General features: G+C 70.5%; 13 protein-coding genes. 8 read left to right on the forward strand and 5 right to left on the reverse strand.

From position 1 onward, the window contains the following. Positions 1–131: 131 nt before the first annotated feature. Complete coding sequence (locus Pka01_RS33785; protein ID WP_203887033.1) at positions 132–1,424, forward strand: hypothetical protein; 1,293 nt, start codon at positions 132–134, stop codon at positions 1,422–1,424. On the opposite strand, the gene Pka01_RS33790 is transcribed toward Pka01_RS33785, so the two are convergent. From Pka01_RS33790 to Pka01_RS33800, 3 genes are read right to left on the reverse strand one after another with little or no spacing between them, the layout of a single operon-like run. Continuing rightward, positions 1,414–2,301, reverse strand: a complete 888-nt coding sequence (locus tag Pka01_RS33790; protein WP_203887034.1) for a hypothetical protein — start codon at positions 2,299–2,301, stop codon at positions 1,414–1,416. The two genes, Pka01_RS33785 and Pka01_RS33790, sit on opposite strands and share 11 nt — an antisense overlap. A 50-nt stretch (positions 2,302–2,351) precedes the next feature. Further along, positions 2,352–3,023 carry a DUF4352 domain-containing protein gene (locus Pka01_RS33795; protein ID WP_203887035.1) on the reverse strand — a complete coding sequence of 224 codons (672 nt, stop codon included), beginning with the start codon at positions 3,021–3,023 and terminating at the stop codon, positions 2,352–2,354. Then, on the reverse strand, positions 3,023–3,679 hold the full coding sequence (locus tag Pka01_RS33800) for a hypothetical protein (protein WP_203887036.1): 657 nt from the start codon (positions 3,677–3,679) through the stop codon (positions 3,023–3,025). The genes Pka01_RS33795 and Pka01_RS33800 overlap by 1 nt, the downstream gene beginning before the upstream one ends. A gap of 145 nt (positions 3,680–3,824) precedes the next feature. On the opposite strand from Pka01_RS33800, the gene Pka01_RS33805 reads away from it, so the two are divergent. The 4 genes from Pka01_RS33805 (at position 3,825) to Pka01_RS33820 (ending at position 11,102) form a co-directional block, all read left to right on the forward strand. Next, a complete protein-coding gene (locus tag Pka01_RS33805; protein ID WP_203887037.1) occupies positions 3,825–5,753 on the forward strand; it encodes a hypothetical protein in 1,929 nt (642 codons plus the stop codon). A 96-nt stretch (positions 5,754–5,849) separates the two neighbouring features. Continuing rightward, positions 5,850–8,942: an ATP-binding protein gene (locus Pka01_RS33810; protein ID WP_203887038.1), complete on the forward strand. Its 3,093-nt coding sequence runs from the start codon at positions 5,850–5,852 to the stop codon at positions 8,940–8,942. A 173-nt stretch (positions 8,943–9,115) separates the two neighbouring features. Continuing rightward, a complete protein-coding gene (locus Pka01_RS33815; RefSeq protein ID WP_203887039.1) occupies positions 9,116–10,372 on the forward strand; it encodes a Mur ligase family protein in 1,257 nt (418 codons plus the stop codon). Further along, the gene (locus Pka01_RS33820; RefSeq protein WP_203887040.1) at positions 10,362–11,102 is read left to right on the forward strand and encodes a type 1 glutamine amidotransferase; all 741 of its coding nucleotides are present in this window, start codon (positions 10,362–10,364) and stop codon (positions 11,100–11,102) included. Before Pka01_RS33815 ends, Pka01_RS33820 begins: the two co-directional genes overlap by 11 nt. A 45-nt stretch (positions 11,103–11,147) precedes the next feature. Here the strand turns inward: Pka01_RS33820 and Pka01_RS33825 are convergent, their stop codons facing one another. Continuing rightward, entirely contained in the window at positions 11,148–11,510 is a 363-nt protein-coding gene (locus Pka01_RS33825) for a DsrE family protein (protein WP_203887041.1), read from the reverse strand. A 124-nt stretch (positions 11,511–11,634) separates the two neighbouring features. On the opposite strand from Pka01_RS33825, the gene Pka01_RS33830 reads away from it, so the two are divergent. From Pka01_RS33830 to ygfZ, 3 genes are all read left to right on the forward strand, one after another. Next, the gene (locus tag Pka01_RS33830; protein WP_203887042.1) at positions 11,635–12,132 is read left to right on the forward strand and encodes a heme-binding beta-barrel domain-containing protein; all 498 of its coding nucleotides are present in this window, start codon (positions 11,635–11,637) and stop codon (positions 12,130–12,132) included. Between the two features lie 385 nt (positions 12,133–12,517). Then, positions 12,518–12,928: a Fur family transcriptional regulator gene (locus tag Pka01_RS33835; RefSeq protein WP_203887043.1), complete on the forward strand. Its 411-nt coding sequence runs from the start codon at positions 12,518–12,520 to the stop codon at positions 12,926–12,928. A 51-nt stretch (positions 12,929–12,979) separates the two neighbouring features. Continuing rightward, positions 12,980–14,020: a CAF17-like 4Fe-4S cluster assembly/insertion protein YgfZ gene (gene ygfZ, locus Pka01_RS33840; RefSeq protein WP_203887044.1), complete on the forward strand. Its 1,041-nt coding sequence runs from the start codon at positions 12,980–12,982 to the stop codon at positions 14,018–14,020. A gap of 43 nt (positions 14,021–14,063) precedes the next feature. Here ygfZ and dtd read toward each other — a convergent pair whose 3' ends face one another. Beyond that, complete coding sequence (dtd, locus tag Pka01_RS33845) at positions 14,064–14,498, reverse strand: D-aminoacyl-tRNA deacylase (RefSeq protein WP_203887045.1); 435 nt, start codon at positions 14,496–14,498, stop codon at positions 14,064–14,066.

The raw sequence follows: 14,498 nt of genomic DNA on the forward strand, positions 1-14,498 counted from the left end.
CTTCGCGTCACCGCAGGGCCGGCACTCTTCTCGAGTGCCGGCCTTTCGCATTCTCGGCGGCGCCACTCCCGTGACGGTCTTCCGCTGCGGCAGGATGCTCAGCGTCGATCGAACCCGATAGCATGCGGCAGATGTCCGGAACGTCCGCGCCCCCTGTCCCGGCCCAGGCTGCCGTTGCCCCCAAGGCGACCTGGACGATGTCGCCGTACGCGCTCCCGCTGCACACGCTGCGGATCGCCGCGAACTGCGCCCTGCCGCTGATCATCTGGTTCTCCGCGGGGCGGCTCGTGCGGTGGGCGTTGCTGCTGCTGGCGGCGACCCTCTCGCACGGGTCGTGGTACCAGGCCCGCCTGGTCGTCGTCCTGTTCCTCTTCACGATCGTGGTGATGATCTCTCTCGCCACCACGGTGGGCATGTTGTACGTGATCCGGGGCGCGCTGATGGAGACCCGGGCGCGCAGGACGGGTGACGAGGCCAAGGAAGGCCTGTTCGGAGCACTCAACCGGACAGCCCTGGTCTTCTCGGGCATCTACATGACCTGGAGCTTCGTCGACCAGGACATCAGAGACTTCTTGAACATCGACCTGTTCCGCCAGCCCGACGGGATCCTCGTCGACGTCATGGCCGGCCGGGAGAGCACGGTGATGGGAGGCCTGATCAGCCTCGACTTCAAGGTCTCGCTCGCCACCGCCCTGGTGGCCTATCTGGTCAAGACCTTCTTCGGTCGCCGGCACGAGGCGGGCCAGGGCCGGTTCTCGGGGATCATGGCGACCTTCGGCGAGATCGCGTTCGTCTTCTACGGTCTGAACGCCATCTGGACGCTGGGCGGCGCCCGCTCCGACTGGATCGGCGCGCGGGCGGTCGTCGCCGGCGGGGAGAAGCTGGCGGCGGACGCGCAGAACGCGATCCCCGGATGGGAGGCGTTCTGGTCGGACATCTGGCCGAACGTGATCTCCGGGCTCGCTCTTCCCCTGGCGTGGCTGACCGTTGGAATCCTCGTCTACGGGGCGTACGCGGAGGACACCCAGACCACGATCAGGGGCACGCCTCTCGAGACGGCGGCCGCCCGGCTGCAGGACACGCACAGCCTGACCCGGCGAGCCCTCTCCAAGCTGACCGCCGGCTGGACCGAGCGCTGGATCCCGCTGCTCAACTCCCTCCGGCTTACGGTGAGGGGCGGGGCGCCGCTGTTCGGACTGTTCGCGCTCTGCTACGTCGGGCTGCACATCGGGGGCGACTACCTCGCCCGGGCGGGTCAGTACCTCGTGGCCAGCGACAAGCCGTACTTCTGGTTCATCACCGACGTCCCGGTCTTCTTCGTCTCCGAGTTGCTGGTCACCACTTTGACCATGTGCCTCGTCGCCGCGACGTTCGACCTGGCGGCCACCCGGGACCGGCTGCGCCGGTCCCGCGTCACCGGGTGAACCGGAGCACCTGGTCGTCCCTCTCCTCCGTGGTGACCGCCTCCTTCATTGAGGCGTCCCCCGACTCGCCGGGCACGTCGCGGCTGATGCTGGGCCGCAACAGGACCGCGATCTGATCGGCGACCGACGGCGGCACCACGCCCATGAGGTCGATCCGGTACGGCGTGCCGATCTTGTTCTCCGCGGTCTCGAACGGGGTGGCGTCGTTGAGGACCTGTGCCACCCAGGTGCGTCCGGCCTTGTCCGTCAGCTCCACTTCGGGGGCGTAGTGCCGGATGGCCCCTTCGGCGTCGAGGGCCGTCCGCGTGACCGTGATCTTCATCCACTGGCGTGTGGGATCCGGCTTCGCCCCTGGGCTCGGATCGGGGATCCGGGCCGCGCTCACCTGCCACGACACGTGCTGCCAGGTGGCGGCCTTGCCGAGCTGGACGGTGTGGATGTGGTCGGGCGGCCGGCCGTACTGGTAGACGCCGAAGGCGAACCAGGCGGGGAACGCGATCGCGGCGGCCACGGAGAGGAACGCGCCGGAGCCCAGCAGGACGCGTCTCCGGCCGCGTGACATCTGCTTGCGCGCGGGCGGAGGGGGAGAGGCCGGCAGGGAGGGCCGCCGGTAGTGGGCGGGCAGCTCCACACGGGTGCCGGGGACGGCGGGGAAGGGCACCGTCAGGGTGTTCTCCTCCTCCGACGGAGCAGGCCAGACCCGCAGGTCCCCGACCGGCCGGAGCGTTCCCGGGATGGGGATCGACGGAGGCTGCGGGGGCGGGCCCGTGTAGGTGATGTCCATGTCCGCGGGCTGGTCCAGAGGCGGCGCGAACCAGTCCCGGGAGTCGGGAGAGCCGGGGTCGTGCCGGTCTCCGCCCATCGGCGTCTCGCTCACGTCAGAACCTCGCTCAGGGTGCCTGTCGGATGTGTTACCGCTTCGCCGGCTCATGACGACACCAGAGGGTGGAAGGCCTCCGCGCGCGAGACCAGCCGGGCGGCCGCCGCGTCTGTGAGGCCCAGGTCGATCTCCGCCTCGGGGGTGGAGTTGTCCACGACGATCGCGGAGTCGGGCGGGATGAAGACGAAGCGGGCGCCTGGCAGGGCGGTGGGAGGCACCTCGTAGACGAGTGTCCCGGTCGACCAGAATCCCGGCTGGATCTGCTTGGCGAAGAAGGTGAGCGACTCGTCCACCTTGTCGGTGGGCCGGTAGCGGCGTCCGTCCGCGGTGAGCAGGAGGGGAGGGCCGAGCGAGTTCAGCCGCATGGGCTCGCTGCGGCTGGTCGCCCTCAGGTTCACCAGAACGAACAGGGAGTTGGTCTCGACCTTCACGGCGCTCGATCCGGGAGTGACCCGCGTGTCCACCGAGTGCGCGGCCGTCACCGTCGTCACCTTCACGGTGTAGCGGTTCGTCTCCACGAACTGTCCGATCTCACCCTTCGTGGTGAGGTAGGACCCCTTCTGCTCGTAGGACATGGAGTGGGACTGGGCCCACACCGCCGCCGCCGCCAGGGCGAGGCCCGCGACGATCGCCACGACGCGGCCGAAGACGCTCCGCCGTTCCGGCTGCCTGCGGGCCGCGGGCCGGGCGGTCCGCTGTTCCTGTTGCGTCACCGTCATCACCCACGCTCCTGCTTCACGGGCAGGGTGACCTCGGCGGCGACCTCCGGAACGAAGGTCTCGTCGTCCTCGGTGTCGCCGACCAGTTGCCAATAATGCGTCTGGTCCCGCAGCCCGAGAGGCTCGAAGACGAAGCGGCCGACGTCGACGGTGACCGATGTGGGCGCCGTGGCCGTGGGCTCGAGCTCGTACTTCATGAACACCGTCGCCGTCACGTCAGGCTGCAGGAACCGGCTCTTGATCCCGAAGTCCGACGCGTAGACGTCGGGCCCGTACTCCGTCTTGATCTCGGGTCGCACGCGCAGGACGGATCCCGCGAAGCTGAAGGGCATCGACCTGATCTTGCCGGGCTCAGGGAGGAGGCCGACGCCGACGGTTTCGTCGCCCAGGTTGGTCACCCTCGCGGTGATCAGCAGGTAGCGCTTCTGCTCGCCGAAGGTCCCCTTCTCGACGGTGTCGACCGCCCTGACGAACTGTGTGCGGAACTCGCCCTGGTCGACGACCGCGCCTCGAGCGACCTTCGGGGGCGGTTCGTCGGCCGCCTGCGCGAGGCCGCCGAAGGCGGCGGTCACGCCGATGCCCGCCACCACCACCGCTGAGGCGACCGGAACCAGGACCGGACGTCGACGGCGGCTGCCACGGGGGGATGACATCATGGCACCGGATGGTAGTACGCCCACAGTCGAACCATTAGCCGCATTCGTCCCGTCGCTGGCCGGAAATGCGTCCCGAATGCCGAGAAGCCCGTCCTGATAGGGCTTACAGCTCCTACGCTGTGACGCAGGCGGACATGGAGGGCATGTGGGCGACCCGCACCCGGAGCATGCTCAGCTTCAGGCGGACCGTATATACCTGGGCTGGCAGTACGCCCTGCTGCATTCAGACCCGGGACCCCCGCCCAAACGCCCCGCCCGGGAGGACGTCGACGAGGCGGCGGACCGGTCGCCGGTCGACGAGGAGTGGGTCCAGCGGGAGCGACTCCAGGAGGACATGCTCAACCGGCCGGTCCGGATCTTCCGCCGTTTCATGGCCGTGGTGGCGGCGGGCATCTTCGCCCTCGGGGTGACGCAGATGCTCGCGTGGTCGTTCGTGATGCTCGGGCTGGTCGCCGCCGGCGGCGTGGCCGGCATCTGCACCTACGCGATCGCCCAGGGCAACCGTGCCGTCGGCGTCCGGGTCAACGAGCGGCTCGCGCGGGAGCAGCGGGCGCAGGAGCGGCGCGAGCGCGACATCCAGGCGGCCCAGGAGCAGCACGCCGACGAGTACCGAGCCTGGGCCGACAAGAAGAGCGCGTTCGACAAGCAGCTGAGCTGGTACGCCGTGGCGGTGCCCGACGAGATCGACCGCGTCGACGTCGCCGGCGGGACGCTTCCCGGCTGGTCGGCGCTGATCACCTTGATCGGCGCGACCCGGCTCTACAGCGGCGGCCACCTCACCGTGCTCGACCTGTCCGAGGGCGCCATCGCCAAGGACCTCATCGAGCTGGCCAAGCGGGGCGGCGACGACCCCCTGGTGTGGGTCCTTCCCGTGGACCTGCCGCGGCTCGACCTGGGCGCCACGCTCAAGCCGGAGGCCTTCGCCGACGTGCTCGCCCACGTGGTGAGCGTGAGCGAGGAGACCAGCAGGGACATCGGCTTCGACAACGCCATCCTGGAACGGGTCCTCGAGGTGCTCGGGGAGAAGGCCACGATCAGCCAGGTCACCGCGGCGCTCAGGGCTCTCGCACAGGTGGGCGACCCGCGTGACGACATGAAGTACGGCCTGCTCACCGCGAGCCAGCTCGAACGCATCGGCACGCTGTTCGGCCGCGGCGTCGCCGACCGGGTGGTGATCGAGCGCGCCTGGGCGCTCGAGTCGCAGTTGCGCAAGCTGGAGACGCTGGGCACAGAGGCCGTACGGCTGCCGCCGGCACGCCTGCGCGTGGTGAGCATGGACCGCCAGGCAGGGGTGTTCGGCAACCGGGTGCTCGGCACCTACGTGGCCACCGCGCTCACGCACATCCTGCGCCAGTCGCCGGCGAGCGAGCGGCCCTGGTACCACACGATCATCGTGGCCGGGGCGGACAAGTTACGCGGCGACGTGCTCGACCGGCTCATGGACGCCTGCGAGACGTCCCGCACGGGCCTGGTGCTGACCTACCGCAGCCTCACCCCGACGGTCCGGGAACGGCTGGGCAGGGGCCACGCCGCCGTCGCGTTCATGCGCCTGGGCAACGCGGAGGACGCCAGGGTCGCGAGCGAGCACGTCGGCACCGAGCACCGCCTGGAGCTGGCCCACCTCACCGAGACGTTCAGCTCGTCCGTCCACCCCCCGAGCGGCTTCTACACCTCCACGGTCGGCGTGGGCCGTACCGGGCCGGAGGAGAAGGGGGATGGCGACCTCAGGGAGGACATCACCGAGTCGACCGAGTGGGGGCGCACCGCTCCCCAGGTCGCCGAGGGCATGCTGCAGCGCTCACGGGAGTTCCTCGTCGAGCCGCACCAGCTCCAGCAGCTGCCCACCACGTCGGTGATCGTCACGCACGCGACCGCCGAGGGGCGTCAGGTCAGGCTCGCGGACGCCAACCCGGCGATCCTCACGTTCCCCAAGACCACGCTGGGTGAGTTCCAGGAGCTCCGGCGGGTCGCGCTGCGGCAGGAGGAGCCCGAACCCGTCGAGCTCGACGAGGACGCGCCGCCGCCGAACCTCGGTCCTCCGCCGCCCCGGCTCGATTGGCGGAAGCGGCCATGACACCGTCCGGATCCGGTAAGGGCATCGTCAACAGGGATGTGGGCACGTGATCGTTGAAGGAGTCTCTCCCCTGTTCGTCGTCAAGTGAGGGGTCTCATGCATCCGTTCCCCTTGAGCGGGCCGTGGTACCGGATCCAGGCGATCGCCGCGCCGTCGCGGAGTTCGTCCGCGGAGTGGGACTTCGTCACCGTTCTCCCGGCCGTGCTGTCCGCCGCTCAGCGCGACCGCCCATTCGTCATCGGCTGGTTGTCGCGTGGTTCGGGTGCGCCGCTCGAGCTCATCACCAACGCGGGGCCGCTGACGCCGCCCCGGCCGCCCAAGCGCGCGGTCGCCAGCGACGAGGCGCCCGTAACGGGTCCCCAGCCGCTGCTGTTCCCCGGCGGCGCCCGCGGGGTCGAGATCGGGGAGGAGTGGCTCGCCGACCTGGCCGACCTGGTCTGGACGCCGTGCCCCGGCAGGCAGGCGCCCCCGCTGTACGGCAGGCGCGAACCCGAGCCCGACGAGCACAAGCGGCCGACGCTGTTCGAGTCGACGCTGGTCACGTTGATGTCGCGGCCGTTCGGCTGGGTGGTCGTGGCCGAGCCGACCGACCTCCTCGACACCGAGGTGGCGCATCTGCGCACCCAGCTGAACGTCCTGCGCCAGTACGGCGACGCGTCGGAGAGGTCCAGGTTCGACGCCGAGCGCGCGGAACGCAGGATGCAGGAACTCGACGCCTTCCGCGAGGCCGGGCTGTGGAACGTCCGCGTGCTCGCGGGGGCCGCCGGTCCCGACGAACTGCGGCAGCTCGCCCCCGTCCTGGTCGGCTCGGTCGAGATGAGCCACCACCCCTACCGGCTCCGCAGCGCCATGTCGGTACCGGCCCTGTCCGGGGCCGAGCGCGGCATCACCGAGGGCGAGTCCGTGTACGGCTTCGCCGAGGCGCTGGCCGTCAACCTGCAGGACTCCGCGGACGGGGCGGGCGCGCCGTTCGCCGCCACCGCGGGAGCCCTCGCCGCCCTCGCGGGCCTGCCGCGCCGGGAGGTCCCGGGCGTGCGCGTCGTCGACGCCGGCTACTTCGACGTGACGAGTGAGGCGGAGACTGAGGGCTCGTCCGAACTGATCGACCTCGGCGCGATCGTGGACGGCCAGGACCGGGCGGTGGGGGCGTTCCGGGTGCCCCTGGCCACGCTGAACCGCCACGCCTTCATCACCGGCGCCACCGGCTCGGGCAAGTCGCAGACCGTCAGGCACCTGCTGGAGGAGCTCACCAAGGCCGGGATCCCGTGGCTGGCCATCGAGCCGGCCAAGTCGGAGTACGCCGCGATGGCGGGCCGGGTCGAGAACCTGGCGCCGCTGACCGTCATCAACCCGTCCGCGCCGGACAACGTGCCCTTCAGCGTGAACCCGCTGGCTCCCGAGCCCGGGTATCCGGTGCAGGCGCACATCGACATGGTCCGCGCGCTCTTCATGGCGGCCTTCGACGCCGAGGAGCCGTTCCCGCAGATCATGTCCCTGGCCCTCCAGCGGGTGTACGAGGCGAACGGCTGGGACGTCGTCACCGGCGGCGGGATCCCCGGCGCGGCGGTGCAGCCGGCCGTGCCGACGCTCGAGCAGTTGCAGCAGCACGCCCTGGAGGTCATCCAGGAGATCGGTTACGGCAACGAGGTGCAGGCCGACGTCGAGGGGTTCATCAGCCTCCGGCTGCGGAGCCTGCGGGTGGGCAGCGCCGGCCGCTTCTTCGAGGGGGGCCACCCGGCCGACATCGGCGGCCTGCTCCAGCGCAACGTGGTGCTCGCCATCGAGGACGTGGCCAACGACGAGGACAAGGCGTTCCTGATGGGCACGCTGATCATCCGCATCGTCGAGCACCTGCGGATGCGCGCCAGGCAGGACCCGCGGGGCGAGGACGGCCCGCCCGGCCTCCGGCACGTCATCGTGATCGAGGAGGCCCACCGCCTGCTCAGGGACCGCGGCTCGCAGCGGGCCTCCACCCACGCGGTCGAACTGCTGGCCGGCATGCTCGCCGAGATCAGGGCGTACGGCGAGGGCATCATCGTCGCCGAGCAGATCCCCACGAAGCTGGTCTCCGACGTGGTGAAGAACACCGCGCTGAAGGTCGTCCACCGTCTGCCGGCCGAGGACGACCGCCGGCTCGTCGGCGCGGCGATGAACCTGAGCGAGGACCAGTCCCGGCAGGTCGTCTCGCTCCAGCCGGGGTACGCGGCGGTCTTCGCCGACGGGATGGACCGTCCGCTGCGCATCCAGGTGCCGCTGGGGGAGGACCGCGAGCGGGCCATGCTGAGCCCGGTGCCGCCCATCTGCGGCCGCCGATCGGCCGCCTGCGGCCGCGAGTGCCGTACGGGCAAGGCCTGCACGCTGGTGGAGCTGCGCGAGGCCGACCTCCTCGCCGTGGCGCCGGAGTGGGCGTGGCTGCGGATCTGGACCGACACCGTGATCCTCTCCTTCGTGACCAACCGCTCGCTGCCGGGTGTGCCACGCGTGCTCGCCGACATCTGGGGCGAGCTGCCGGTCAAGCGCAGGGAGTGCCTGCTCGCCACCCTCACCGAGCGCGGTGTCGCCCGCAGGTCGTGGTCGTTGCGTACCTGGTTCGACCCCACACTGCTCACCGAGAAGGCCGCCGATGTCGCCGCTGGGCTGCTCGACCCGGAGGAGAGGGAGCAGCCGATGCAGGCCGGGGAGCGGCCGGGGGCGGCCTGGGTCATCCCGCAGGTCCGCTGGCTGCACGAGGTCGACAGGCTGTTCCCCTTCGGCCATCCCGCACCCGACCTGCGCAGCGCCGCTCCGGCGATGGAGTACGCCCTGTTTGGCACCGATCCCGTCGGCCGGCCGTACGCGCATCAGGGGGTGAACGGGTCCGCGCCGGTGGGCGAGGGCGGCGTCGCGGTGGGGGTCAGGACCGAGCTGCTGGGACACCGGGCCAAGGCTCTGCGTCATCACCCCCTGTCGATGGAGGTGGACCGCAACCGCGCCCTCGCGTGGCGGGTCATCCTCGGCGACGACGAGCACGAGGGCATCCAGCGGGACGTGGGGACGGTCGCCATCGGCGTTGAGCCGAAGGACCGGGTCAAACACGTCGCCCAGACGATGGGCGCCGGGTGGCTGGAGACCGTCCTGTCCTGGCCCCGCCGGTTCGTCCTCCCCTTCGACGGAGACACCCCTCCGGAGCTGTCCTTCCTCGGGGCGTGATCATGCACAGGTTCGGGGAAATCCTCATTCACCTGCATCTTCGCAGTCCGTGATCATGCACAGGTTCGCCGATGGCACCTCCCGCCTGCGTCTGCACGGTTCGTGATCATGCAGTCCCGTACGGCCCCGAGCCGCGAGGCGGCCGGTGGTGGAGCGCGGATAGGATCTCGGGCATGAGTCAGCTTCCGTTGCGGGCGCAGCTCGCCAGTGCCTTGGGCCGCACGGCCGCGACGCTGTCCAGAGCCACCGGACGCGGCGACGGGTCCGTCATCGGCGGCAGGGTCGGGCTCATGCTGGAGCCCGACCTGTTGCGCAAGCTCGCGTCGGACCGCAAGCTCGCCCTCGTCAGCGCCACCAACGGCAAGACCACGACGACACGTCTGATCGCCTCGGCGCTCATGGAGCTGGGCGAGGTCGCCACCAACGCCTTCGGCGCGAACATGCCCGCCGGGCACGTGTCGGCGCTGTCAGGGGCGAAGCACGCGCCGTTCGCCGTCCTCGAGGTCGACGAGAAATACCTCCCCGAGGTGCTGGACACGACCAACGCCGGCATCGTCACCCTCATGAACCTCAGCCGCGACCAGATGGACCGCGCGGCCGAGATCTGGCTGCTCGCCCAGAAGTGGCGTCGCGCGTTCGCGGGCAAGCCCGCGCACGTGATCGCCAACTGCGACGACCCCCTGGTCACCTGGGGTGCGTCCACGGCGGCCCGGGTGACCTGGGTGTCGGGCGGGCAGCGCTGGCGTGAGGACTCGTGGTGCTGCCCCGAGTGCGGCGGCCCGCTCGACCGCGGCGGTTCCCGGGAGATGGGGCAGCAGGGGTCGGTCCACTGGGCCTGCCGCGAGTGCACCTTCCACCGGCCCGAGCCCGACTGGATCCTCGACGGCGAGGACGTGATCGACCCGCACGGCCGGCGCTGGCGGCTCGATCTGCAGCTTCCCGGCGAGGCCAACCGGTCCAACGCCGCGATCGCGCTCGCCACGGTGGACGCGTTCGGCCTCGACCCGGCGCGGGCGATCCCGAGACTGCGGACGGTCGCGTCGGTCGCGGGCCGTTACACGACGGTGGAGCGCGACGGGCGTGCGATGCGGCTGCTGCTGGCCAAGAACCCGGCGGGCTGGCTGGAGGCCTTCGAGGTCTCCGACCCGAGGCTTCCGATCATCCTGTCCATCAACGCCCAGGGGCCGGACGGACGGGACACCTCGTGGCTGTGGGACGTCGACTACCGCATCCTCCGGGGGCGGCCCGTCTTCGTGACCGGCGAACGGCGTCTCGACCTGGCCCTGCGTCTCGACGTCGCCGGCATCCCGTTCCAGCTCTGCGACTCGTTCGACCAGGCGGTGGCCACGCTGCCGCTGGGCAGGATCGACGTGATCGCCAACTACACCGCGTTCCAGCAGATCCGGACGGAGTTCGGCCGTGCAGTCTGAATTGACAATCGTCTGGATCTATCCGGACCTGCTCAGCACCTACGGCGACCAGGGCAACGTGCTGGTCCTGGAGCAGCGGGCCCGTGCCCGGGGCGTGCCGGCGCGGATCCACTACGTCCGGTCGTCCGACCCGGTGCCCCAGCAGGGCGACATCTACCTCATCGGCGGTGGCGAGGACCGCCCGCAGATCCTCGGGGCCGAGCGGTTGCGCAAGGACGGCGGGCTCCAGATGGCGGTTGCCCGCGGTGCCGCGCTGCTGGCGGTGTGCGCGGGCTACCAGATCATGGGCTCGGTGTTCGGCGGCGAGGAGGGGCAGCCCGTGCCCGGACTCGAACTGCTCGACATCAGCTCCAGCCGGGGTGAGCGGCGCGCGGTCGGCGAGCTTGCCGCTGAGGTGGATCCGGCGCTGCGGCTGCCCACGCTGACGGGGTTCGAGAACCACATGGGCGTCACCCGGCTTGGTCCGGGGGTGCGGGCCCTGTCGCGGACGATCGTCGGCACGGGCAACGGCGACGGCACCGAGGGATGCGTCGCCGGGAAGATCGTCGGTACGTACCTGCACGGCCCGGCGCTCGCCCGCAATCCCGCGCTGGCCGACCTGCTGCTCTCGTGGGCGATCGGGCCGCTGCCCCCGATGAACGACGACTGGTATCAGCGGCTGCGCGACGAGCGGCTCGCGGCCGTCCTGGGCGAAGACGCCTCCAACCCGCCCGAGGGTTCCCGCCGGTAGGCGCGGCGGGGCCGGCGGGTGATCAGCCCGTACGGCTCCCGCCGGCTAGTACACCAGGGCCTGGACGCCCTCGGCGAGCACCTCTTCGACGAAGGTGGAGGCTCCCGCGATGCGGACACCGTCGATGATGTCGTCGACGGTGATCTCGCGGCGTGCGGCGCACTGGGTGCAGAGGGTCACGCGTCCACCCGCGAGCACGGCGTCGAGCAGGTCCGCCAGCGGGGCGGCCTCCGGGAGGACGAACTCCTTCGCACGACCGGGCAGCGCGAACCACGCGGATTCGCCGGTGAGCCACAGGGATACCGGAACGCCGCTGGCCAGCGCGGCCGCCGCGACGGTGAACGCCTGGTTGCACCGCTCCGGTGCGTCCGCACCGGCCGTCACCTTGATCACCAGTGATCGTGCCATGGTGGCAGCCTAGTCGGCGGCCGATGCTCGCGCGTCGGCGCATACCGGATAAGTCAGCACAAGTCCTGTGAAGGCCGTCGCCCCGGCGATCCGGACCGCGTCCGGGCATCTAAGCTCGTGTTCCATGGACGCACATCCCGACCTCGAACCGATCGCCTTCCTCCTGGGCCGTTGGGAGGGGGCCGGCGTGATCGGCTACCCCACCATGGAGAGCGCCAATTTCGGCCAGGAGGTGGAGTTCGGGCACAACGGCAAGCCGTTCCTGACCTACCGGAGCCGCTCCTGGCTGCTGGACGCCGAGGGCGCCAAGGTCCGCCCGCTCGCCACGGAGACCGGATTCTGGCGGATCCAGCCCGAGCGCCAGCTCGAGGTCTGTCTCGCCCACCCCACGGGCATCGTGGAGATCTATGTGGGGGAGGTCGTCTTCCACAAGATCGAGCTGCGGACCGACGTCGTCGCCCGTGCGGCGAGCGCCAAGGAGTACACGGCGGGCCACCGGCTTTACGGCCTGGTCAACGGCAATCTGATGTACGCCTACGACATGGCGGCCGTGGGTCAGCCGCTGCAGTCGCACGCCTCCGCTGAGCTCAAGAAGGTCGCGGACTTCGAGCCGGAGGACTGAACAGGCGGCCGGTGGAGAATGCCGGCCAGGCAGGTTTTGCTTCTCCAGAAAAGAAAAGAACCCCGGGCGGCCTCCGCCTCATGGTGAGGCGGGCCGGCTGGACCAATGGCCGAGAAGTGCTCCTCGGCCGCCGGCAGCCCGGGGTTCCGGTGTCTGTTGAGGATTTCGCCGGGACGTCAAAGACATCCAGACGGAAGGTCCGAATGGACGACGTCCTAGCGGACAGCCACCTCGCTAGTCCAATAATGATCAACCATTGCTCGGACCACCTCCCTTCTGCGTGCTTGTACGTTATGCGAGCGCCGGAGACGGGGGCAAGCGATTATGCGGGGGGCCGAAATCCCGGCGAGACGCACGTATCGGTGACGCCTCGTAGACTCGGTTCATGGCTGAGACCTGGCATGAGGAGCTGCGTGCACGCGGCTACCGGATCACTCCTCAGCGCCAGCTGGTGCTGGAGGCGATCACCGAGCTCGGGCATGCCACGCCCGAGGACATATGCTCGCGCGTCCAGGAGACCGCCCGTGGAGTGAACATCTCCACCGTCTATCGCACCGTGGAGTTGCTCGAGGAGCTGGGGCTCGTCTCCCACACCCATCTCGGGCATGGGGCGCCCACCTATCACCTCGCCTCGGAGGCGGATCACGTCCATCTGGTCTGCCGCTCCTGCAGCAAGGTGACGGAGGTCGCTCCGGACCTGGTCAACGGCTTGGTGGACGTTCTCGACGACCGGCTGGGCTTCGCCACCGACGTCCGTCACCTCACCGTCTTCGGCCGGTGCGGAGACTGCCGCTGATCCGCGGATCCGCCCGGACCGGGTCCGTACGGGACCGAATAGCCTTGAGGTATGCGGAGCCCATTGCTTGACACACCGGGAGCGGTCGCGGCCGTGGCGCCGGACGAGACGATCGCAGCGCACTACGGGGAGCCCTACGCCGAGCAACGTGCGCTCGCGGCCGGCCAGGCGCTGGTCGACCGGAGCAACAGGGAGATCGTCCGGGTCTCCGGGCCCGACCGGCTGACCTGGCTGAACGACCTGAGCTCCCAGCGGCTCGACACCCTTGCGCCGGGCACGCCCACCGAGACGCTGTTCCTCGATCTGCAGGGCCGCGTCCAGCACCACCTCACGCTCGTGGACGACGGCGACGCGGTGTGGGCGCACGTGGAGCCGGGCACCTCGGCCGAACTGGTCGGGTTCCTGGAGAAGATGCGGTTCATGTTGCGGGTCGAGGTGGCCGACATGACCTCCGACTACGCCGTGGTCACCGTCGCCGCACCCGGGGCAGTTCCCGCGGTCGCCCCGCCCGAGGGCGCTGTCGCCATCGGCGGCGACTTCCTGGTGCCGCGGGGCACGCTGGCCGACGTCCCGGCCGCGCTGGGCCTGAGGCTCGCCGGCATCTGGGCGTACGAGGCGCTCCGCATCGAGGCGCACCAGCCGAGACTCGGCTTCGAGACCGACCACAAGGCGATCCCGCATGAGGTCGGCTGGATCGAGCAGGCCGTCCATCTCAACAAGGGCTGCTACCGCGGGCAGGAGACCGTCGCGCGGGTCCACAACCTGGGCCATCCGCCGCGGCGCCTGGTGTTCCTGCACCTCGACGGCAGCGTGGACACGTTGCCCGCCCACGGCTCACCGGTCACGCTCGGCGCCGGAACCGCCGCCGAGACGGATCCGGAGACTGCGGAGCCGGGCCAGATCGGCTTCGTCGGCTCTTCCGCGCGCCATCACGAACTCGGCCCGATCGCCCTCGCGCTCGTCAAGCGGACCGTCCCCGTCGACGTCGAACTGCTCGCGGGCGGCGTCGCGGCGACGCAGGAGGTCATCGTGCCGCCGGACGCCGGTCGCAACGTGAAGATCGACCCGGCCCTCCGCCGACGGCTTCGCTGACCTGCTGAGAGCGACCGGCCGACCGGGCCCGAAGGGGCACTGTTCAGAGCCCGGGGACGTCAAGCACGAGCGTGATGGGGCCGTCATTGGTCAGGGAGACCTGCATGTCGGCCCCGAACACGCCCGTCTCGACGCGTGCTCCCTGCGCCCTCAGTTCGGCGACGACGGCGTCCACCAGCGGCTCGGCGACGGGACCGGGGGCCGCCGACTGCCAGGTGGGGCGGCGTCCCTTGCGTGCGTCGCCGTACAGCGTGAACTGGCTGATCACGAGCAGCGGGGCGCCGACGTCCGAGCAGGACTTCTCGCCGTGGAGGATCCGCAGTCCCCACAGCTTGCCGGCCAGCCGGGCCGCCTCGGCCGGCCCGTCGGAGTGGGTGACGCCCACGAGGACGAGGAGGCCGGGCTCGTCGATCGCTCCGACCACCTTGCCGTCCACCGTGACCGACGCTGAGCTGACTCGTTGGACCACCGCACGCAT

The organism is Planotetraspora kaengkrachanensis (assembly GCF_016862895.1).
Classification (GTDB): Bacteria; Actinomycetota; Actinomycetes; order Streptosporangiales; family Streptosporangiaceae; genus Planotetraspora; species Planotetraspora kaengkrachanensis.